Source organism: Acidimicrobiales bacterium (assembly GCA_035294085.1).
Lineage (GTDB): Bacteria > Actinomycetota > Acidimicrobiia > Acidimicrobiales > Bog-793 > DATGLP01.
This window is the reverse complement of record DATGLP010000009.1, coordinates 1-21,446: the sequence shown is the minus strand read 5'-3', so window position 1 is coordinate 21,446 and position 21,446 is coordinate 1. Positions and strand designations below refer to the sequence as shown.

The 21,446-nt window shown below is 71.0% G+C and carries 19 protein-coding genes; 5 read left to right on the top strand and 14 right to left on the bottom strand.

Annotated elements, in window-relative coordinates; genetic code table 11:
- Positions 1-17 precede the first annotated feature (17 nt).
- Entirely contained in the window at positions 18-1,514 is a 1,497-nt protein-coding gene (locus VKV23_03670) for an FGGY family carbohydrate kinase (protein HLI15137.1), read from the bottom strand.
- A 70-nt stretch (positions 1,515-1,584) separates the two neighbouring features.
- On the opposite strand from VKV23_03670, the gene VKV23_03665 reads away from it, so the two are divergent.
- On the top strand, positions 1,585-3,210 hold the full coding sequence (locus VKV23_03665; GenBank protein HLI15136.1) for an FGGY family carbohydrate kinase: 1,626 nt from the start codon (positions 1,585-1,587) through the stop codon (positions 3,208-3,210).
- Here VKV23_03665 and VKV23_03660 read toward each other — a convergent pair.
- From VKV23_03660 to VKV23_03625, 8 genes are all read right to left on the bottom strand, one after another.
- A complete protein-coding gene (locus VKV23_03660) occupies positions 3,207-3,533 on the bottom strand; it encodes a hypothetical protein (GenBank protein HLI15135.1) in 327 nt (108 codons plus the stop codon). The two genes, VKV23_03665 and VKV23_03660, sit on opposite strands and share 4 nt — an antisense overlap.
- 9 nt (positions 3,534-3,542) lie before the next feature.
- Entirely contained in the window at positions 3,543-4,490 is a 948-nt protein-coding gene (locus VKV23_03655; GenBank protein ID HLI15134.1) for a DUF6772 family protein, read from the bottom strand.
- On the bottom strand, positions 4,487-5,404 hold the full coding sequence (locus VKV23_03650) for an ABC transporter permease (protein HLI15133.1): 918 nt from the start codon (positions 5,402-5,404) through the stop codon (positions 4,487-4,489). The genes VKV23_03655 and VKV23_03650 overlap by 4 nt, the downstream gene beginning before the upstream one ends.
- Positions 5,404-6,330 carry an ABC transporter permease gene (locus VKV23_03645; protein HLI15132.1) on the bottom strand — a complete coding sequence of 309 codons (927 nt, stop codon included), beginning with the start codon at positions 6,328-6,330 and terminating at the stop codon, positions 5,404-5,406. Before VKV23_03645 ends, VKV23_03650 begins: the two co-directional genes overlap by 1 nt.
- Entirely contained in the window at positions 6,327-7,352 is a 1,026-nt protein-coding gene (locus tag VKV23_03640; protein HLI15131.1) for an ABC transporter ATP-binding protein, read from the bottom strand. The genes VKV23_03645 and VKV23_03640 overlap by 4 nt, the downstream gene beginning before the upstream one ends.
- A complete protein-coding gene (locus VKV23_03635; protein HLI15130.1) occupies positions 7,342-8,310 on the bottom strand; it encodes an ABC transporter ATP-binding protein in 969 nt (322 codons plus the stop codon). Before VKV23_03635 ends, VKV23_03640 begins: the two co-directional genes overlap by 11 nt.
- A gap of 286 nt (positions 8,311-8,596) precedes the next feature.
- Positions 8,597-10,093: an ABC transporter substrate-binding protein gene (locus tag VKV23_03630; GenBank protein HLI15129.1), complete on the bottom strand. Its 1,497-nt coding sequence runs from the start codon at positions 10,091-10,093 to the stop codon at positions 8,597-8,599.
- Positions 10,094-10,189: 96 nt separating this feature from the next.
- Positions 10,190-10,924 carry an HAD family hydrolase gene (locus VKV23_03625; GenBank protein ID HLI15128.1) on the bottom strand — a complete coding sequence of 245 codons (735 nt, stop codon included), beginning with the start codon at positions 10,922-10,924 and terminating at the stop codon, positions 10,190-10,192.
- A gap of 194 nt (positions 10,925-11,118) precedes the next feature.
- Here VKV23_03625 and VKV23_03620 point away from each other — a divergent pair, with 194 nt between their 5' ends.
- From VKV23_03620 to VKV23_03605, 4 genes are all read left to right on the top strand, one after another.
- Positions 11,119-11,952, top strand: a complete 834-nt coding sequence (locus VKV23_03620) for a DeoR/GlpR family DNA-binding transcription regulator (protein HLI15127.1) — start codon at positions 11,119-11,121, stop codon at positions 11,950-11,952.
- A 283-nt stretch (positions 11,953-12,235) separates the two neighbouring features.
- Entirely contained in the window at positions 12,236-13,336 is a 1,101-nt protein-coding gene (locus VKV23_03615) for a Re/Si-specific NAD(P)(+) transhydrogenase subunit alpha (protein HLI15126.1), read from the top strand.
- A complete protein-coding gene (locus VKV23_03610) occupies positions 13,336-13,644 on the top strand; it encodes an NAD(P) transhydrogenase subunit alpha (protein ID HLI15125.1) in 309 nt (102 codons plus the stop codon). Before VKV23_03615 ends, VKV23_03610 begins: the two co-directional genes overlap by 1 nt.
- A complete protein-coding gene (locus VKV23_03605) occupies positions 13,641-15,053 on the top strand; it encodes an NAD(P)(+) transhydrogenase (Re/Si-specific) subunit beta (protein ID HLI15124.1) in 1,413 nt (470 codons plus the stop codon). Before VKV23_03610 ends, VKV23_03605 begins: the two co-directional genes overlap by 4 nt.
- On the opposite strand, the gene VKV23_03600 is transcribed toward VKV23_03605, so the two are convergent.
- The 5 genes from VKV23_03600 to VKV23_03580 form a co-directional block, all read right to left on the bottom strand.
- The gene (locus tag VKV23_03600; protein HLI15123.1) at positions 15,028-16,071 is read right to left on the bottom strand and encodes a glycerate kinase; all 1,044 of its coding nucleotides are present in this window, start codon (positions 16,069-16,071) and stop codon (positions 15,028-15,030) included. The two genes, VKV23_03605 and VKV23_03600, sit on opposite strands and share 26 nt — an antisense overlap.
- Positions 16,072-16,133: 62 nt before the next feature.
- A complete protein-coding gene (locus VKV23_03595; protein ID HLI15122.1) occupies positions 16,134-16,898 on the bottom strand; it encodes a response regulator transcription factor in 765 nt (254 codons plus the stop codon).
- 104 nt (positions 16,899-17,002) lie between these two features.
- The gene (locus tag VKV23_03590; protein HLI15121.1) at positions 17,003-17,218 is read right to left on the bottom strand and encodes a hypothetical protein; all 216 of its coding nucleotides are present in this window, start codon (positions 17,216-17,218) and stop codon (positions 17,003-17,005) included.
- A gap of 53 nt (positions 17,219-17,271) precedes the next feature.
- Positions 17,272-19,542 (bottom strand): hypothetical protein, encoded by a 2,271-nt coding sequence (locus VKV23_03585; GenBank protein ID HLI15120.1) that lies wholly within the window; start codon positions 19,540-19,542, stop codon positions 17,272-17,274.
- A gap of 67 nt (positions 19,543-19,609) precedes the next feature.
- Positions 19,610-21,325 carry a hypothetical protein gene (locus tag VKV23_03580; protein HLI15119.1) on the bottom strand — a complete coding sequence of 572 codons (1,716 nt, stop codon included), beginning with the start codon at positions 21,323-21,325 and terminating at the stop codon, positions 19,610-19,612.
- Between the last annotated feature and the right edge of the window lie 121 nt (positions 21,326-21,446).

Sequence of the window (21,446 nt, the reverse complement as noted above, 5' to 3'; positions counted from 1 at the left end):
TTGGATCGCAGCTCGCATCACGAGCGCGGTGCAACCCAGCCGCGAGGTTGTCGCCACCAGCCGGCCTCCTGCGCCGAGGCGCGCAGGGCGTGCTGGCGCGCGCGCAGGGCTTCGTACGGCGATCGGTCTGCCCCTGGCTCGAAGCGCGCGTCGAAGCGGATCAGCGCAGCGGCTGCCTCGGCCGTGGTGCGGAAGTCGCCTCTCGCGGTGAGCGCCACAAGGAGGGCACCGAACGCGCCGGGCTCAGCGGAGGAGGTGCGCCGGACGACGACTCCGGTTAGGTCGGCGAGGAGCTGGCACCACAGGTCGCTACGTGAGCCGCCACCAGCGAGGACGAGGCCGTCGGGTCGCGCAGGCAGCAGGTCGACGCAGTCGGCCACGGTAGCCGTCAGCCCTTCGAGGACGGCGCGCGCGATGTCGGCGGCCTCGTGCTCAAGGCGGAGGCCGGCCAGGACGCCGCACGCGCCGGGATCGACGAAGGGCGCCCGCTCGCCGCCAGCAGCGAGGTGCGGAAGGAAGGCCAGCTCGCGCGCGCCAGGCGGCGAGGCAGCGGCGAGTTCGGTGATGGCAGGTGCATCCGGTCGGCCGACCAGGCCGGCCAACCATTCGAGCACCTCGACGCCCGACAGGGTCGGCAGTGCGCGTGTCCAGCGTTCGCCGACCCCGCCGCTCAGGTGCAGGCCGACGGGAGGGCCGTCGAGGGCTGGGACCTCGACAATCGCACTTACGCACAACGTCGTGCCGAGGATCGCCGCCGCGACGTTCCCCATCGACATGCCGGCGCCGAGTCCGCTCGACACGACGTCATAGGGGGCGAGCACGACGGGTATTCCCGCCGGGAGACCGAGATCGGCCGCGGCGGAGGGAGTGAGGGCTGACAGACGGTGCTCGTCGTCGACGAGCGGTGGCAAGAGGCGCTCGATCCAGCCCAGTCCGAGCTCCTCGAGCAGGTCGAGCGCGTAGGTGCGCGTGGTCGCGTCCAGGAAGGGGTTCGAGGCGTCGGAGAGGTCGGAGGCGATCTCGCCAGTCAACCGGTGGAAGAGCCAGCCATCGCAGCTGAGGACGAAGGCCGAGGCCTCGACGCGCTGGGGCTCGTGGGCGGCGAGCCATGCGAGCAGCGCGTGCGGAAGCCCGGGGAAGGTGGCACAGCCCGTCGTCCTGAAGGCTCGCGCGAGCGCACCGTCCTGGCGCCAGCGTTCGACGATCTCGTTGGCGCGCCCATCGCTCCACAGCAGCGCAGGGCCCGTTGGGCGTCCCCCGAGATCCACGAGCCAGGCCCCGTCTCCCTGCCCCGTCACCGTCACGAGAGCCACCCTGCCACCGGCCGCCTCGCGCGCCCTGCGCATCGCTGTCGCGACGGAACCCCACACGCCCTCCATGTCCTGTTCGACGCGGCCACCGGGGCCTTTCTCAGCGGTGGTCGGGACGCGCTCCACCGCCAGCTCCGCGCCGGCGTCGTCGTAGGCGACGCACTTCGCGACCGACGTGCCCGCGTCGACGCTGAGGATTGTCACGATCGAACTGTTCCTTTGGGAGTTTCTATGCAAATCTTAACGTCTCTTCGTGAGAATATCGCAGGATACAATGGTTAGTGGCGGTTCAGACGAGCTTGCAGATCGCTCGCTCGTGGCCAACGGGCCGGATCACTGCGTGGCCGGGGCCCTCTGGAGAGCGGGAGCAGCAGACAGGGTGACGCGTGCACACTCCGGCCCGCTCGCCGATGCGAGCGGGTCCATCGTCGTCGGCGTCGACCTGGCCACGGCCGCCGTGCGTGTGGCGTGCTCGACCGTCATGGGCGAGGTCATGGCGAGCGCCGAGTCGCCGATCCCGGCTCCGGTCCGATCGGCTTCTGGCACCTCGGAGCAGGACCCGAGCTCGTGGTGGCCGGCTGCTCGCGCGACGATCCGCGCGGCGACCGACGCCCTCGGCGCAGCGCGCTCGCGAATCCGCGCGATCTCGGTCGCGGCGACCTCGGGGACGGTTGTACTCGTTGGGCCAGACGGTGAACCGGAGGGTCCTGCTCTCATGTACGACGACCGCCGCGCAACGACGGAGGCGAGGATCGCCCAGGAAGCTGGTGCCGCGAGGTGGCGTGCGCTCGGGCTCACGATCACTCCAACCTTCAGCCTGGCGAAGGTGGGTTGGATGGCGCGAAGTGGCCTCATCTCAGGCGCGCTACGAGTTGCCCATGCTGCCGACTTCCTCGTGTGGAAGCTCGTAGGCAGACCGACTCCGAGCGACTGGAGCAACTCGCTGAAGACCGGGTACGACCCGCTTCGGGGCGAGTGGGCCGGGGAGGCGCTCGACGCACTGGGCGTCGCGCGGGAGGTTCTCCCGGACGTCGAGGCGCCGACGTCGGTCGTCGGCACCGTGTGCGTGTCGTCGGCGCTTGAGACAGGCCTGCCACTGGGCACGGAGGTAGTCCTCGGGATGACCGACGGCTGTGCCGCGCAGGTCGCGTGCGGGACCAGCCACGTAGGCCAGTTCGTGACGGTGCTGGGTACAACACTTGTCGTGAAGGGCGTTCAGGGCGCCCTGTACCCCGATCCCACCGGAGCGGTCTACTCGCACCGACACCCGAGCGGATGGTGGCTGCCTGGTGGTGCCTCGAACACTGGGGGCGAGGCGCTCTCGGTTTTCGCGCAGGACCGCTTTCCGGACCTCGAGCGGGCTGCAGCGCGGCGCGGGCCGGCAAGCGTTGTGCGCTACCCGCTGCTGCGCGCCGGGGAGCGTTTCCCCTTCGTCGCGCCGCAGGCCAGGGCCTTCGATCTCGGCTCTCCTTCTGACGAGGTCGAGTCGTTCCGCAGCTCGCTTGAGGGCGTCGCGTTCGTCGAACGGCTCGCCTACGACCACCTTCGGCACCTCGGCATGCAGGTCGTCGCCCCGATTCTGAGCGCCGGAGGGGGTAGCCGCAGCGAGCTCTGGTCGGCCATCCGGGCAACCACGCTCGGCGCGCCGCTTGCGAGGGTCGCGCACCCGGACACGTCGTTCGGTGCATGCGTCCTCGCGGCCGCCGGAACCGTCTTCGACGATGTCCCCGCGGCGACTGCTGCCATGGTGCGAGAGGTTTCGACGATCGACCCGCTTCCCGAAGAGAACGAGGCGCTCGCCTCGAACTACCGGCGGTTCATCGACGAGCTGGCGCGGCGAGGATGGATCGAATCCGAGCTCGCGACGTACGCCCGACGCGCCCACGGCATCGGCACCTAGCCCTTCAACACGAGGTACACCATCACCTCAGGTGCAGCTTCCTGCTCGCAGACGAGCCGGAGCCGCAGCCACTGACCGAACTCCCGCACCGGCCAGGTCGCCATCCCTGCTCGGGTCACGGTGGTGCCGGGCTGCTCGTGCGGCGCCCAGACGAGGCCGTCCGGCGACACCTCCGTCCGCATCTCAAGCGTCGAGTCGTCGAGATTGCGAACCTTGACGAACCAGCGAGCCTCGTCCGCCCACCCGACCTCGAAGGGTTCGGTGGCGAGCTCGCCCCGAACTATCGCGCCGCGCTCGATGACCGCCGTGTACGAGTACCGCACTGCGCCCCCCTACCAGTCGACCGAGATGACGGCAGCGTCGAGCCAGAGGAAGTTACGTGTTGCCGTGTGTGTCCGCACGGTCACATAGAGGTTCAGCAGGCCGTCGAGCGCCTCGTAGCGCTGAACATACGAAGGTACGGGGACGTGGTGTAGATCGTAGACTCGGTCGTTCAGCTGGAGTTCGACGTTCGCGCGCCGCCCGGTATCGATAGTCCACCGAAGGTAGTGCCAGTTCACCTTCGTAGGCAGCTCGTTGTAGCACAGCGGCTGGGGTGCAGCGTCGAGCGCTCGCCAGTCGTGCGGGTTCGGTGCGGTGAAGTCGGCGAGTGGATCGAGCTCGTCACCGCTTTCCAGGATCTCCTTTGGTGTCGGCTCGACGACGACTGGATAGCGCCATCGCTGCTCGAGGTTGCCATCGAGGTCCGTGTTCATGTAGCGCATGACGCAGTGGTATCGGACGCCGTCGGTGTCCGCGAGGTCGCTCCCGAGGGTGAAGCAGCCGAACTCGCGCTCTGAGGGGTGGGCGTTTGCGTCCCAGCCGTCGTCGCCTGCACGGCTGCCGGGTACCGCTGCCTCGGCTGAATAGGTGAAGTAGGTCTCGAATTGCACGCGGCCGCGCTGCACCATTGTGAGACGCTTGATGGCTGTCGCCGTGTGGCCCGCGACGGGCCGGGTCGCGAGCTTCAGTGCGTAGCTACCGCTCATCGGGCCGTGGGTGCCGATGTCGAAGAAGGTGCAGGTACTGAGCTGCGGTGGCCTGAAGTCGCGCATGTGGCGAGCTACGGTGTCGAGATTGCTCGTACCGTCGTAGTTGCCGAGCAGCTCTGCCCAGCCGTTGACGCCCTCGTCGAAGTCATCGAACGACAGGATCCTCCCGAGTGGGTTGAACCTCTCGAGCTTGACGTTGTCGTACGCCCACCGAGCTCTCATTTTCACGCCCTCCACCTCGAAGGTCATCGAACCGTCTGCGTCGGCGATTCGCGGCCGATCTCTCGGCGGAGCTCCGCGCCGATGATGCTGATGCAGGTGACGAGGATCGCGAGAGCGAGGCCGGGAAACGTCGCGATCCACCAGGCAGTCGCAAGGTACTGCTCACCGCCCGCGATGGTCGTCCCCCAGCTCGCGTCGGAGAGGGGGACGCCGACGCCGAGGAAGCTCAGGGCCGCTTCGGAGACGACGACGAAGGCGAACTGGACCGTCATGTAGACCCCTACCGGGGCAACGCAGGCGGGGAGCACGGCCGAGCGCATGATGTGGATCGTGCCGCCGCCGAGGAGGCGACTCGCGTCGACGAAGGGGAGTGCCCGGACGCGGACCGCCTCCGCCCTTGCGACGCGCGCGAAGACGACCCAGCTCGCGAGCGAGAGGGACAGCACGACGTTGAGGATCGAGACGCCGAGCACGCCGACAATGAGCATCGCCATAACGATTGAGGGGAATGCCAGCTGAACGTCGGCGAGCCGCATCAAGATGCCGTCGATCACGCCACCACGTACTCCGGCGACGATCCCGACGAGGGTGCCAACGACGGCGGCGATGCCGACAGTGGTCGCACCGATGAGGATCGAGGTGCGTGCTCCCTGCAGCATCTCCTCGAACATGTCCCTTCCAAGCCAGTCGGTTCCGAGCAGCTGGAAGCCTGACTGGCCCTTGTGGCCGAGAGGCGGAACGAGGCTCTCGGTGACGTTGTTGAGTGATGCGTTGAAGTGAGTGAGCATCGGGCCGAAGATCGCAGCCAGGACGTACGCGAGGACGATCGCCGAGCAGACCCAGAATCGCGCCCGATGCCTGCTGGCGACGCGCGAGCGGCGGGGCCGCACCGGCACAGGCGTTTCATCCGACGTGATGACGACTGACGCGGGAACTGCCATCAGCTCCTCCCGAGCCGTATCCGGGGGTCGATGTAGGCGTACAGTACGTCGACGATGAAGTTCACGGCGACGAAGCCGACCGCGAAGACGAAGATGTCCGCCTCGACAATCGCATAGTCGTCGTTGAGGATCCCGTTGAGGAGTGACTGGCCGATGCCCGGCCAGTTGAAGATCGTCTCGACGATCGCCGCTCCCGAGAAGAGCATGCCGAGCTGAACGCCTCCCACCGTCACGATCGGGATGAGCATGTTGCGCAGGCAGTGCTTTCGGAGGACCCGCCATTCCGACAAGCCCTTCGCGCGTGCTGTGCGCACGTAGCCGCTCTGGAGCACGTCGACGAAGCCATCTCGCGTGAGACGCGCAAGGACGCAGGCAAACGGGAATCCCAACGTTATCGCCGGCATGATGAAGCTCTCCCAGTTCGACCTGCCGCCAGGTGGAAGGAGCCGGAGGTTGTCGACCAGGACGAGCAGGAGGATGACCCCGACCCAGAAACCCGGCAGGCCCTGGATGAACATGAGCGCACCACTCACCAGCTGATCAAGCCTTGAGTCAGGGCGCCATGCGAGGAGTGGGCCCAGAACGAAGGCGACGATGAGGACCATCGTCATTGAGACGCCGGCCAGCTCCAGGCTCGCTGGCACGCGCGCCATGACGATGGATAGCGCCGGCTGACCGAACTGACTGGAGTTCCCGAAGTCGAGGTGGAGGACGTCGCGCAGGAAGTAGCCGTACTGGACGAAGATCCCTCGGTCGAGCCCCATCTGCCTCGCGAGCCTGGCGATCGCGGCAGGCGTCGCGTCGGGCCCGAGTAGCAGCTGCGCTGGGTTCCCGGGCAGCGACCGGACGACAATGAAGATCGTCGAGACGGCGACGAGAATGACGATCACGCTGAAGACGATGCGTCGGAGGACGTAGGCGATCACAGGGCCACCGTGTCCCCGTTCGCCGGAACGGGCTGCTGGGCGGTCGCGAAGTGGCAGGCGGCGACGTGACCATCTCCTACCTCGACTTCCGGTGGCTCGAACTGCGCGCAGATCTCCTTTGCCATCCAGCAGCGAGTGCGGTAGCGGCAGCCGGATGGCGGGTTGGCGAAGGAGGGGACCTCGCCGGCGACGAGGCGACGCTGCTCCGCCCGCGAGCGCCACGGGCGAAGCCGCGGAATCGCAGCGAGCAGTGCCATCGTGTAGGGGTGAGCGGGCGACGAGAATACGCTGCTCGACGGGCCAGACTCGACGATCTTCCCGAGGTACATGACGGCGACGCGGTCTGAGAGCCGTCGCACCGAGGACGTGTCGTGCGAGATGAAGATGTAAGCGACACCGGTCCGCGCCTGGACCTCCGCGAGCAGCTCGATGATCTGCGCTTTGACCGACGCGTCGAGCGCTGAGACGGCCTCGTCGCAGATCACGACCTCCGGGTCGACGGCGAGCGCACGAGCGATCGCGACTCGCTGCCTCTCGCCTCCGGACAGCGCTGCGGGGAACCGGTGGAGGTGCTCAGCCGGGAGGCCGACGTCGCGCATGAGTGAATGGAGCCTGTCCTCCCAGGAATGCCTCGGAACGAGTCGCGGGTTGATCTCCCAGCCTTCGGCGATGATCTCCCGGATTCTGCGACGCGGATTGAGCGAGCCGAAGGGGTCCTGGAACACCATCTGCACCGCGAGGACCGGTGGACGCTGTGAGCCACGGCCGAGGCTGCTCGTGAAGGTGATGCTGCCGGATTGGATTGGCATGAGGCCGCAGAGCGATCGCGCAAGCGTGGTCTTGCCGCACCCGGACTCGCCGAGGAGGCCAAGCGTCTCGCCGCGGCCAAGGTTGAGCGACACGCCGGCAAGGATCTCGACCTCGCGCGGACGCAGGAAGGACCGCTGACTCCGGTCGCGCACGACCACATGGACGTTGTGCGCCTCAAGCACGTTGTCGCTCGCGATCGCCTCAGGCGCCATGCGCCTCCTTGCGGTCCGGCATCCCGGCGAAGTGGCAAGCCGCTTCGTGCCGCTCGCCGAACCGTGACGCAGGGAGCAGCCGCGGCATGGGTCGCTCGAGCACGCAGACCTCCTCGGCGCGCTCGCAGCGCGGGTGGAAGCGACACCCCGGTATCACCTCGGCTGGGCTGGGCGCCGATCCGCGAATCGGCCGTCCGACGACGAGGTGCGCCTCGTCGAAACTGGTGGACGCGGCGATGAGCCCGGTCGTGTACGGGCTTGCAGGGTGCTCGTAGACGTCGCGGACCGATCCGGACTCCATGACTCGGCCCCCGTACAGGACCACGACTCGGCTCGCCACCTCGGCCACGAGAGGTAGGTCGTGGGAGATGAACAGCATCGCCATCTGCCGCGCCTCCCGTAGTCGTAGGAGGAGATCGATGACCTGGCGCTGGATCGTGACGTCGAGCGCCGTCGTCGGCTCGTCGGCGATGAGGAGATCTGGCTCGAGGGCGAGCGCGATCGCGATCATGACGCGCTGGCGCTGGCCCCCCGAGAGCTCGTGGGGGTACACCCGGAGCTTGTCGCGCGGCTGAGGAATGCCGACCTCGGCCAGGAGTTCAACGGTGCGCGCACGAGCCTGCCTGCTCGACATGCCGGCACCTTCGGTGAGCGTCTCGGCCACTTGCTCGCCGACGCGCATGGTGGGGTTGAGCGCGTCGAGCGGATCCTGGAAGACGATCCCGATTCGCTTCCCCCGTACCCCTTGGGGGATCGCGTGGCCGGGGCGAACGATGGGCGCGCCCGCGAACGTGATCGTGCCAGAGCTGAGCGCGAGTGGTGCCGGGAGGAGATCGAGTACGGCGAGCGCCACGGTGCTCTTGCCAGAACCGGACTCTCCGACGAGCGCGACGGACTCGCCGCGCCCGATCGTGAACGAGACGTCGTCGAGGACGAGCATGCCAGGCTGCTGTGACACCGACACGCTCAGGCCATCGATGCGCAGCAGAGCTCCATCCTCGGCCTTCGACTGCGCGCGCTCTGGCATTGGGCGATCCACGCTATCGATGTCGCCAACCGCGTGAGGAGCGCCGATGTTCGCAGGGGAGAAGACCACCGGTCCTACCTGCTTGGAGAGCTCGGTCGGCGGTGAGACCGTACCGCGCCTGCTGGCTCAGGGGATCGCGCCCTCTGTGGCTCCACGCTACCTCCTCGCCGGTGGCGGGGGAGCCACGCGGTGTCCTGCGCGTGGCTCCCCCCTGTCACTACTTCTGTACGCTGGCGCTCGCGAACGACACGATGCCGCTCGGCGGGAACGTCACGCCGCGCACGGTGTCACGCCAGACGAAGATGCTGTTCGTCTGCACTGGGAAGACGCCGAGCGCTTCTTTCCAGATGAAGGAGATCGCTCGCGCGTACAGCTTCTTCCGCAGCGCTGGGTTTACGGAGCTGCGAGCATCCTCAAGCAGCGAGGTGAGGTAGGCGTTCTTGAACCCGAACCGATCAGCGGTCGCGGTGTAGAGGCGCCCGAGCGTGTAGTCCGCGTCGCCCGTGACGTCCGTGTTCGACTGCAGGTCCATCGAGAAATTGAGGCTATCCAGGTTGGACAGCCACGTCGCGGGGGGAAGCGGCTGGAGCTGGACGTGCACGCCGATCTGCGACCACGCGGAGGTGAAGGCCGCGGCCATGGTGTCGAGGTTTGGTGCCATCCCCGATTCCCACATAAGCGAAGTCGAGAAGCCGTTTGGGTAGCCAGCCCGCGCGAGCAGCTGCTTGGCCTTGGCTGGATCGTAGGGATACGGCGTCTGCCTCGAGTAGCCGAAGATCGTTGACGGAATCGGTGCGGTGCCGATCGTCCCGTACTTTCCCCAGATAGACCTGATGATCTGCCGCAGCGGCAGCGCGTAGAGCATCGCCTGGCGGACGAGCTGGTTGCTGAACGGCGGTTTGCTGCAGTTGAACCACACGAAGTCGTAGGAGTACGAGGGGACGATCGCCACTTTGATGCCGTGGCCCGAGAGCTGGGACGCCTGGCTCGGAGGCGCCTGGAGGACGACGTCCACCTGCCCGGACTTCACGTAGCTCGTGAGGTCAGCGGGATTCGTGATCGAGACGAAGTCGAGGCTGGTGATTGCCGGACGTCGCCCTGCGTAGCGGGGATTCGGCTTGAGGGTCACCGACTGGTCGGGAACGAAGTTCGTCACCTCGAATGGCCCCGTTCCGAACGGCTTGTTCCAGTAGCTCGTGTTCTTGACGTCTGCCGCAGGAACGATGGGCAGCAGGGACAGCGCGTCGAGCATTGTGCCCATCGGTTGGGTCGTCCGGATGACGACGACCCGTGGTCCAGCGGCGGATGCGGAGGCAAAGGATGTCCACAGCGCCGAGAGTGCCGTTCCGCTCTTGGTTAGGGTGTCCAGGTCCGCGACGACGTCCTGCGCGCTCACGTGCTTGCCGTTCGCGAAACGGATCTTCGTGTTGAGCGTGAAGCGCCACGTGTTCGGTCCCTGGCGTACCCACCGCGTCGCGAGGTCGGGGACGTAGGTCCCTGGCTTCTTCCCGGGATCGACGAGCGCATTGAAGACCTGCTTGTTGATCTCGAACGTGTCGGGATCAGCGTCGTTCGGACCGAACGCGTTGAGCGAGATCGGTGGCTCGCTCAGGGCAACGGTCAGCTTCCCGCCACCCGACTTCTTCACCGTGCTCGCTCCGGCCGCGCCCGAGGTGAGCCCCGCGAGGCCTGCACCAATGAGCGCGGCGAGCATGGCCACGAGGTATCGGTGTCGCATCTCTCCTCCCCCTGTTCTCAACTGCTCGATCGATGTCTCCTGCGCGCTTCGTCGCCCGAGCGCTGCGCTGCCTCAGCGCTCCGGCGACTGCAAGGCCACTTCCTCCCGCCACCCACGTGGCAGGCGCTCAAGCACCGCCGGCAACTCGGTGAGCGAAGTGACGGTGGCGTCCGGCTCGGCGAGCTGCTGCGGCGTCGGCGCTGGCGGGGCTTCGCCGCGCAGCACCCAGACGGTCCGGAGACCGAGCGCGGCCGCGGGGCGGATGTCATTGTCGAGGCGGTTCCCAATGTGCACCGCCTCTTGTGCCTCGACCCCTGCCTGCTCGAGGGCATAGCGGAAGAGCCCCGCGTCGGGCTTCTCGATCCCGACCTGGCACGAGAGGGCCTGAACGCGGAAGTACTCGAGGAGACCGTCGCGACGGAGGGCATCGAGGGTCGACGCCGGCTGATTGGCCGCCAGCCCGAGCTCGTAGTTCGAGCTGAGGAGCTTCACCGTCGGGATCACGTCGTCGAAGAGGGCGTCTGCCGGGTAGGTCCAGTAGCGTTCCGACAGCGCTACGAGGTCGGCTCGGCGCCCGGGGGCGAAGCGCTCGGCGATCGCGGAGCGCAGTCCGCCAGCCTGGCGCTGGCGGACCTCGTCGTAGACCTCACGCAGTGCTTCCTCCGGGATGTCCTGACCGCTGATCTCGCAGGCGGCGCGGTGCACGGCCTGGAAGAAGTACTCGTCGTCGTAGATGGGGCCACCGACGTCGAAGAGCGCGAGCCGAATCTGCTGGTGCGCTGCCGTGCACCGGGACCGCCTACTCACGCTGTGAGTGTGGCACAACTCCCGCGTAACGTCAACTTTTGATGTGAATATCACATAACTAAGTGTGATAGGCTCTGTAAAACGTGGGATTGAGCAGGCTGGCTCCGATTGGGCGCTGCTTCCTCACATCAGCGAGGTCGTCGCAGGTAGGCTCAGTGGCGATCGCTGGGCCCAGGAGTGGAGTGGACGACCCGATGCAGACGTCGGCAGTCGACGGCAGGGACGGTGGCCGGCGTTCCAGGGGGTCGCGGCGCAGGCAGGAAGCGATCCGCGAGCGCGTCCTCGCCGAAGGGTTCGTGCGCCTAGAGGAGCTCGCGCGCGAGTTCAACATCTCGACGATGACCGTGCACCGCGACCTCGACGAGCTGCAGCGGCAGGGTTGGCTCAGGAAGATCCGCGGTGGGGCGACGAGCCGGCCCTCGGCCCTCTACCACGGCGATGTCCGCTACCGGCTTCAGGCGGAGACCGAGGCGAAGCAGGAGCTCGCCCGATCGGCGCTGCCCCTCGTCGGCGATGCGCAGGTGCTCATGCTGGACGACAGTACGACGGTCCTCCACCTGGCGCGCCTGCTGCCGTCGGTCGGCCCCCTCACGGTCGTCACGAACTTCCTCGCGATCATCAACGCGCTCGCCGGCGAGGCAGGAATCGACCTCATGGCGATTGGTGGTGTGTACTACCCGGCCTACGATGCCTTCTTGGGAATCCAGGCGGTCGAGGCCATTCGGCCACTGCGAGCGGACATCGCCTTCCTCTCGACGACGGCGATCGTCGATGGGGCCTGCTACCACCAGTCGCACGAGACGGTGCAGGTGAAGCGGGCGCTCATGGCTGCCGCGAAGGTGAAGGTCCTGCTTGTCGACCACACGAAGTTCGGGCGGCGGGCGCTCCACCGGCTCGAGAGCCTCGCCAGCTTCGACCACGTCATCGTGGATTCCCGCACCGCCTCGTCCGACGTCGAGGCGCTGTCGAGGCTCGGGGTGCGCGTCGTCGTCGCGAAGCCGGAGGAGCACGCTCGCGCCGAGCGCTGAGGCTGATCTCGCCATCGGGCAGCGGGCCGGGTCGGCGAGGTGCACGCCGCAGCGTCCCCGTCGTCAGCAGCGTCGCCTCCCCGTTCGCGAGCGGCGAGCGGCCGGGCGTCCGTGAAGTCGAGCGCGCGCCGCAGCGCCGCCCGCTCACCGCTCAACGGCGAGCTCCCGGGCGCGGCGGTGTTCGCTGGGACCTTCGGCCCGGTACTTCGTCACCTCCGTGCGCCATTCCCCCCCTCGCCCGGCCGCGCTCCATAGGCTGTCGGCGGCAGGGAGGGAGGCCTCGATGCGGATCGGAGTTCCCCGGGAGCGGGGCGCGGGCGAGCGGCGGGTCGCGCTCGTGCCCGACTCCGTACGCCGCCTCGTCGGCCGGGGCAACGAGGTGGTCGTCGAGTCTGGCGCCGGGCTCGGCGCCTCCTTTCCCGACGACGCCTACGTGGGGGCGGGAGCCTCCGTCGTCTCCGGTGCCGAGGCGTGGGCGGCGGACCTCGTCGCGGTCGTCGGGCCGCCGACGCTCGAGGAGGTCCGGTCGCTCCGGCGCGGCGCGGCCCTCGTCGGCTTCCTCGCGCCGCTCACCTCGCCCGAGCTCCTCGCAGCCATCGAGGCCGCGGGCGCCGTCGCCTTCGCGATGGAGGCGATCCCGCGCACGAGCAGGGCCCAGTCGATGGACGCGCTCAGCTCCCAGGCGAGCGTCGCCGGCTACCGCGCCGCGCTCATCGGTGCCGAGCTGCTGCCGCGCTTCTTCCCGATGCTCGTCACCGCCGCGGGGACCGTCCCGCCGGCGAGGGTGCTCGTGCTCGGGGCGGGCGTCGCCGGGCTGCAGGCGCTCGCGACGGCGCGCCGGCTCGGCGCCCAGACCACCGGCTACGACGTGCGTCCGGAGGTGGCAGAGCAGGTCCGCTCGCTCGGGGCGGGGTGGCTCGACCTCGGCATCGAGGCCGCCGGCGAGGGCGGCTACGCCCGCCAGCTCACCGAGGAGGAGCGCGCCGCGCAGCAGCAGGCGCTCGGCGAGGCGATCAAGCGCTTCGACGTCGTCATCACGACGGCGCTCGTACCGGGCCGGCCCGCGCCGAAGCTCGTCACGGCGGATGCCTGCAGGGGGATGCGGCCGGGCTCGGTCGTCGTGGACCTCGCCGGCGAGACCGGCGGCAACTGCGAGCTCAGCGTGCCCGGCGAGACCGTCGTGCGCGACGGCGTGACGATCGCCGCCCCGCTCAACCTCCCGGCCAGCCTCCCCGAGCACGCCTCGCAGCTGTACGCGCGCAACGTCGTCGCGCTGCTCGAGCTGCTCGTCGGCGAGGGCGGCGCCTTCGCCCCGGACTTCTCGGACGACATCGTCGCGAAGGCCTGCGTGGCGGGTGGGCCCGGCCGGAGGGAGGACTCCTGATGTTCCTCACGAACCTCGCCATCCTCGTGCTCGCCGGCTTCGTCGGCTACCTCGTCATCTCCAAGGTGCCGCGCTCGCTGCACACCCCGCTCATGTCGGGCACGAACGCCATCCACGGGATCGTCATGATGGGAGCGATCCTCGTGCTCGGTCTCGGGGCCGCGGGCGTGCTCAACAAGGTGCTCCTCGTCGTCGCCCTGGCCTTCGGCACGATCAACGTCGTCGGCGGCTTCCTTGTCACCGACCGCATGCTCGAGATGTTCAAGTCCCGCTCGGCGCGCCGGTCCGAGGAGGAGGGCGATCGGTGACGCTCGCGTCGGCGTTCTTCGACGAGCCGGGCTACGTCTCGCTCCTCTACCTCGTCGCCTTCGCCCTGCTCATCTTCGGACTGATGGGGCTGCGCGCCCCACGCTCGGCCGTGCTCGGCAACCGGGTCGCGGCCCTCGGCATGGCGATCGCGCTCGTCGCCACCTTGCTCGTGCCGCACCTCGGCTCGTGGTGGTTGATCGCCCTCGGCATCGTCCTCGGCGCCCTCGTCGGCGCCCCGGCGGCCCGCCTCGTGAAGATGACGGCAATGCCCCAGATGGTGGCGCTGTTCAACGGGGTCGGCGGCGGGGCGGTCGCCCTCATCTCGCTCGTCGAGTTCCGGAAGTCCGGCGGCTACGCCGGCGACCCGCTCTACGTCGCCTGCTTCAGCCTGCTCGCCGCGCTCATCGGGTCGATCTCCTTCTGGGGCTCGAACATCGCGTTCGGCAAGCTCCAGGGGCTCCTGCCGGGACGGCCCATCACCCTCGGCCGGCCGCAGGAGGCGCTGAACGCCCTGCTGTTCCTCGCTGCCCTCGGGTGCGGCATCAGCGTGCTCGCCGGTCAGCGCGACGTCTGGCTCATGCTCGGGCTCCTCATCGCGGCGGCGCTCCTCGGCAACGCGATCGTGCTGCCGATCGGCGGCGCCGACATGCCGGTCGTCATCTCCCTGCTGAACGCCTTCACGGGACTGTCGACCGCAGCGACGGGCGTCGCGCTGAACAGCACCGCGCTCATCGTCGCCGGCATGATCGTCGGCGCGTCGGGCTCGATCCTCACGAACGAGATGGCCGTGGCGATGAACCGCTCCATTCGCGCCATCGTCGCCGGCGGCTTCGGCGGCGTGGCGCTCGAGGCGGCCTCCGGCGAGGCCGGCGAGCGGGTCGCGCGCGCCACCTCCGTCGACGACGTCGCCGTCCAGCTCGCCTACGCCAACCGGGTCGTCGTCGTCCCCGGCTACGGCATGGCCGTCGCCCAGGCACAGCACGCAGTGGTCGAGCTGGCCCGCCTGCTCGAGGACCGTGGCGTCGAGGTCGAGTACGCGATCCACCCGGTCGCCGGGCGCATGCCCGGGCACATGAACGTGCTCCTGGCCGAAGCCGGCGCCCCCTACGAGCAGCTCATCGAGCTCGACGAGGCGAACGAGCGCTTCCCGCGCACCGACGTCACCCTCGTCATCGGGGCGAACGACGTCGTCAACCCGGATGCGAAGAACAAGCCGGACAGCCCGATCTACGGCATGCCCATCCTCGACGCCAGCGCGAGCCGGTCGGTCGTCGTCCTGAAGCGGTCGATGGCCACCGGCTACGCGGGCGTCGAGAACCCGCTCTTCTACGAGCCGCAGACGGCGATGCTCTTCGGCGACGCGAAGCAGTCCGTCACCGAGCTCACCGCCGCCGTGAAGGAGCTGTAGGGCGCCGAGGCGCCTCGAGGCCGAGGCGGGCGAGCTCGGCGCCGGCGCGCTCCAGCGCCTCGAGCGTCGTCGCCTCGACGACCGAGCGCAGCCCGAGCCGGACGAGGGCGTCGGGGTCGAGGGCGTTCGCGCCGACGGCGGCGAAGACGGGGACGCCGGCGACGGCCGCCCGCCGGGCGAGCGCCTCGACCAGCTTGCCCTCGAGCGTCGTGGCGTCGAGGCGGCCCTCGCCGACGATGGCGAAGCGTGCCCGGCGCAGCCGCATCGGCACGTCCAGCGCCTCGATGACGTAGCGGGCGCCCGGCACGAGGGCCGCGCCGTAGGCGGCCCAGAGCGCTCCGGAGATCCCGCCGGCTGCCCCGGTCATGGCCCGCCCGCGCGGGTCGCGCGGGAGGCGGGCCGCGAGCTCGTCGAGGCGGCGGGAGAGGAGGGCGACCGCGGCGGGGCTGGCGCCCTTCTGCGGGCCGAACACCTCGGCCGCGCGCTCCCACGGCGTGCGCACGTCGCACAGGCACACGAGGCGGGCCCGGCCGATCCCGCCGCGCTCCTCGATCCCCTCGAGCGCTCCGGCGCCGCCGTCGACGGTCGCCGAGCCGCCGCACGCCACGAGGATCGTGCCCGCCCCGGCGCTGGCCGCCGCGGCGACCAGCTCGCCGGTGCCGCGGCTCGTCGCCGCGAGCGGGTCGCGCTCGCTCGGCGCCACGAGCGCGAGGCCGCTCGCGGCAGCGACCTCGACGACGGCCGTGCCGTCCGGCAGGAGGGTGAACCAGCTGGGTCGGCGGCGACCGAGCGGATCGTGGGCCGCCGCCGGCTCGCGCCGCCCGCCGAGGCGGTAGGCGAGGACGTCGCCGGTCCCCTCGCCGCCGTCCGCGAGCGGGCAGCGGTCTGCCGGTTCGCCGGTGGCCGTCTCGACGCCCCGGGCGAGCGCCTCGGCGACCTCGATCGCGCTGAAGGTCCCCTTGAAGCTGTCCGGTGCCACGAGGGCGCCGACCGTCGGCGCGCTCGGCTGGCGGGCCACGGCGGGAGGATACCGGACCCTCGGAGGGCGACTGCCGCGCTGCTGCCGGGGTCCGGCGACGCTCAGGTCGTGCGACGCAGCACGAGGTCGCCGTTGGCCGCCTCGACCGGGCGCAGGCCCTCGGCGAAGGCGACGGCGACGGCGGCCAGGTTGGAGTGCACCCCGAGCTTGCGCTGGATGTTGCGGGCGTGGGTGCGCACCGTGTTGAGAGACAGGAAGAGGCGGCGAGCGACCTCCCGGTTGTCGCAGCCGTGCGAGAGCAGCCGGAGCATCTCGAACTCGCGCCGAGTGAGCTGGGCGAGCCTCCCCGGGGGCCGCCCTCCGCCGTCCTCGTGTCGCGCGGCGCGCACGAGACGGGCGAGGAGCGGCGGCGAGACCCACATCTCGCCGCGTGCCGCCCAGCGCAGCGCGGTGACGAGCTCGCCGACGGAGGCGCTGTGCAGCACGAGGCCGGAGGCGCCGGCGCGCACGACGGCGTCGAGGTCGACCTCTCCCGGCCCGAGGAGCACGACGACGCGCGCCAGGGGCCGGCGCGCCCGCAGCTCGAGCACCTCGCGTGCCGCCCCGGCGGCCCGGCCGACCTCGAGGACGACGACGGCGGCCTCGTGCGCCTCGACGAGGCGGTCGATGGCCCCGGCTGCGCCTGCGACGCCCGCGACGCGCAGCTCCGGCTCGGCGTCGAGGCGCTCGGCGAGCCCGCTGCGCAGGAGGGGATCGCTCGCCACGACGGCGACGAGGATCCCGGGGCTGGCGGGCGGCAGGCGCCAGGAGCTGGCGGAGAAGCGGGCTCGGGGGGCTCGGACGGTGGCGGTCGGGACAGCGGCCATGGTCGGTGCATTCCCCCGCCTCCGGCCGGCCATGCACTAGGGCAGCTGAGCTAACACAATCCTAATAAAATCCGTAAGGATCACGCGCTTGGTGGACAAAACGCTCAGTCGTGGAGCGGGCCCGCGATGAGCCCGGGGAGCACGCCGGCGCGCGCGAAGAGCTCGTCGTGCGCGGCGCAGAAGTGCAGGACGACGATGACCTCGGGCGTCACCGGCAGGATGCGGGCGCGCACCGCCTCGCCCGGGCAGTGGTGCCAGTCGCCACCTGGCCAGGGCTGGTCCTCGTCGCGGGCGAGCTGCCAGGAGGCGAAGCAGCGCACTACGCGGCCCTGCCGGCCACCCGACGCGACGACCTGCCCTCCACGGCACACCCCTACCCTCTGCCGGCACCGCGGACACCAGCCCGAGGGGGCGACCGCGGTCCAGGCGCCCGGGGGCGGCGCCGAGCGCCGAGGCGCCGCCGGGCGAGGGGCACGGCGGCGAGGAGGGCGAGGGTCGCGAGCGCCAGCCCGAAGAGGACCGGGTAGCCGCCGTAGCCGACGTAGCGGAACACGACCGCGTGCCGGCCCGGCCCGACGCGCACGCCGACGAGGGCCGGCGCCACCATCTCGGGCCGAGCGGGCACCCCGTCGACCGTCGCTCGCCAGCCGGGGTCGTAGGACGCCTTGAGGAGGACGACGGCGGTCCGGCGCGCCACGACCTCGGCGCGCACGACGCCGTCGGCCAGGTCGGCGTCGACCCGGCGCACGGCACCGGGCGGGCCCGTGAGGGGCCGTCCCGCCGGGGAGGTCGGTGCGGCCGCCGCCGACCCGTCGAAGGCGACCGTCGGGTAGCGGTCGAGGGCGGCGCCGGCCGAGCGCACGAACGCCGCGGTGGCGGCGCCGAGGTCGTAGCGGCTCGCCGTGATCGTCCCGACGGTGTCGACGACCTGGACGTAGCCGATCGACGGGATCGTCCACAGCGCGTACGGGCCGCGCCGCGCGAGGAGCTCGGCGCGCACCGGCGGCGTGCGCGTCGCGGGGAGGAGGAGGTAGCGCACGCCGAACAGCTGGTAGTCGGCCGGGTCGAGCTCGTCGAAGTGGGCCTCGGGGTCGGTCATGAGCGAGGCGGTGCGCAGCGTGTAGCCGACCTCGTCGATGTCCTCGTTCGCCAGGTACTTGAACACCGGGACGAAGCCGACGAGGAAGTCGGCGCCCCAGTTCGTCGGCAGCCCGGCGTAGGTGCGCCCGCCGCCGCGGGCGCGGATCTGCGCGAGGAGCGGGCCGATCTCGCGCTGGGAGGCGTGCTCGGCGGCCGCCTGCGCTCGGATCGCGGCGGCGTCGAGCGACTCGTAGGCGTGGAGCTGGCGCCAGGCCGGCGCGAGGCAGGCCACGGCCGCCCCGGCGAGCAGGGCGCGCCGCCTGAGCGCCGCGCCTCGGCGCGCCCCGAGGTCTCGGAGGGCAGCCGGCGCACGCCGAGCGAGCGCACGGAGCGCGTCGACGAGGGCCACGGCGCCCATGCCGGCGAGGTAGATCCCGGCGAGGTGCACGCCGACGAGGAAGCGGCGCAGGAAGAGGTCGCGCGCCCCCGGCAGGAGGACGAGGAGCGGCCCGAGGGTCGGGCGCCCGAAGAAGAGGACGAGGCTCAGCGCGAAGGCGACGACGAGGGCGCGCCCGCGCTCGTCGGCGCGCCAGGACCGCAGGCTCGCGAGGAGCCCGAGGCCGACGAGCGGCGTCACGACCGGCCAGCGCCGGAAGTCGAACAGGTCGCCCTCCGCCAGCCAGTTGAGGACCCGGCGGGCCCCGTAGGAGTCGGCTGCCGGGGTGTGCTGCAGGAACTCGTTGAGCGAGGCCCACGGCGCGAAGTGGAGCACGGGGTAGACGACCCAGGCCGCAACGCCGGCGCAGCCGGCGAGGAGCAGCAGGGCGCGCCGAAGGCGCTCGGGGAGACGGGAGGGGGTGAGGAAGGGCCAGCACACGATGGGCGCGACGGCGAGGTAGCCGGTCATGAAGTGGGCCGCGATGGTCATGGTGACGGCGACGGCCGCCGCGAGCGCGAAGCGGGTGTCGCGCAGCGCTCGCAGCGTCGTGGCCCAGGCGAACGGGAGGGCCCACATGCCCCAGAGCTGGGTCCACACGCCGTAGCCGATCCACAGGTAGCTCGCCGGCTCGTAGCCGAGGCCGGTCGCGCTCACGACGAAGGGAGCGACGACCGAGGCGCCCGCGGCCTGCCAGCGCTCCAGGCCGAAAAGGCGCGCCGACGAGTAGATCGCGAGCGGCCAGCAGGCGACGAGCAGGTAGGCCGACCAGTGGAAGGCGCGGTCGACCCCGAGCGCGAGGCCGACGAGGCCGATGAGCGTCGGACCGAGGCTCTGGTAGTGGAGGAACTGCGGCGAGCCGAGACCGAGGTAGGGGTACCAGCGCTCGAGGGGGAGGTGGCCGTGCGCGAGCTGGGCGGCGGCGAAGCGCGCCATCTCCTCGTGGACCGAGCTGTCGTTGAGGTACGCCGCGTCGATCGTCTCGGCGCGCAGCTCGACGAGGCCCCAGGCGACGGCGGCCGCCACCGCGGCGAGGGGGCCGAAGCGGTGGAAGCGCTGGCCGGCTCGCGCCGCGGGCGGCATCGCGCCGCTGGGCGAGCGCTCGGCGGCCGCCGGGGCGAAGGCCATCGCGGGATGCTGCCACGGCGAGGCGGACCCGGTCGCTCGACGCGACGGTGCGCCCGGCGCCGCCCGGCTAGCGCAGGTAGAACTGGAGGGGGCTCGAGAAGGTCGGCACGTACAGCCCGACGCTGACGGGCTTCCTCCAGACGAGGACCCGGTAGGTGCCGACCGCGTAGGTCGCCGCCGGCGCGCCGAAGGTGCGCTCGGCGGTGGTCGCGTTGACCTGGCGCCACGGCTTCGCCGTGTTGTAGACGAAGAACTGGAAGGCCTGCGAGCGGTACCAGTCGACGGCGGACTGGCGGTCGTAGCGGTGGAGCCGTTCGTCGAAGCCGGTCGTGACGGGCCGCACGACGACCGCGCCGTGCGTCTCGACGGTGACGATCGACGCGCTCCAGTAGTCGCCGATCCCCCTCGTGAGGTGGTGGGCGGCGAGGAAGCGTCCGAGCCCGACCGCCGGCTGGGCGGCGGCTGGGCCGATGTCGGCGATGGACTCGGCGGCGAAGGCGGCGACGAGCAGGGCGGCGCCGGTCACGAGCCCGGCGCCGAGGGCACGCGGGAGGCGGGCGAGGCCGCCGCCCGCGACGAAGCGCGCCACCGTCCGGCCGGCGAGCACCGTGGCGAAGACCACGCCGGGCGTGAGGTACTTCGCGTACTCGGGGTTGTCGCTCCCCGCGCCGAGGACGAAGAGGACGAGGTCGAGGAGGACGCCGACCACGAGGCAGTCGTCGAGGAACGATCCCGGCTGCACCTCGCCGGCGCGGGGCGCGACGAGCACGCCGCGCCCGAGGCGCCAGAGCGCGGCGAGGACGGCGACGAGCACGAGGCCGAGGCCCGCGACGTGCAGCACCTGGAAGGCGACGGCGCCGTTGGCGCGCGGGCCGATCGGCATGGTCTTCACGCCGAGGAGGGCCGGGACGCGGTTCGCGAGGTAGGAGACGTTCGTCTCGATCTGGCCGAGCTGGAGCACGACGTTGCGGTTGACGAGGCGGAAGCCGCCGGCCGCCGCGGCGGCGGCCCGTCCCCCCACGGCGAGACCGATGCTCAGGACGGCGGCGCCGACCTGGCTCGCGCCGGGCCGGAGGCGGCGGTGGCGCGCCATGCGGGCGAGGCCGGCGGCGAGCACGGGCAGCGCCCCGAGCTCGAGGGCGAACAGGTCGCCGAGCATCGCCGCGGTGAGCAGGACGACGCCGACGAGCGAGCGCCACGAGACGCGGTCCTCGGCGAGGGCGGCGAAGGCGACGAGGCAGAACAGCGCCGTGCCGACGTGCCAGGGGCCCTGGAGGAGGAAGTAGGCGAGCTCCGGGCTCGGGAAGGCGAGGAGGCTCGCGGTGGTGAGCGCGCCGGCGAGCGCGGCGGCGCCGCGCTCGCCGGCCGCGGCGAGCGCCGCAGCGCTCGCCGCGGCGAGGAGGGCGAGGACGGCCGGCACGAGGTGGATGAGCGCCGGGCCGAGGCCGAAGGCGAGCACGCCGAGGGCGTAGAAGAGGGCGTCGACCAGCCAGAACGAGTCCAGGGAGAGCGACCAGCCGTGGAGCGCCACGTTGCCGTGCGCCATCGCGCTGCCCTCGAGGACGACGGTGGCGCTGTCGGAGGTGCCGGGCACGAGGTGGCGCGACAGCACGTAGTAGAGCGCCAGGACGCCCGCGCCCGCGACCACGCCGGCGCCGACGGCCGCCAGCCGGCGACCGCCGAGCGGGCGCAGGGGGCCGAAGGCGGTCGGCCGGCCCTTCGGGTCGACCTCGCCTCGAGGCTGCTCCCCGATACCCTCGCTGGCGAGGGCCGCCCCCCTCACTCGCCGGCGGCGCCGCCGGGCACGCTCACCTGGGAGCGGGTCGAGCGCCAGTCGACGCTCGAGCGGATCGCCTCGACGTTCACCCGGTCCTTGTAGCGCACGGCGAGCTCGATGAGCTCGC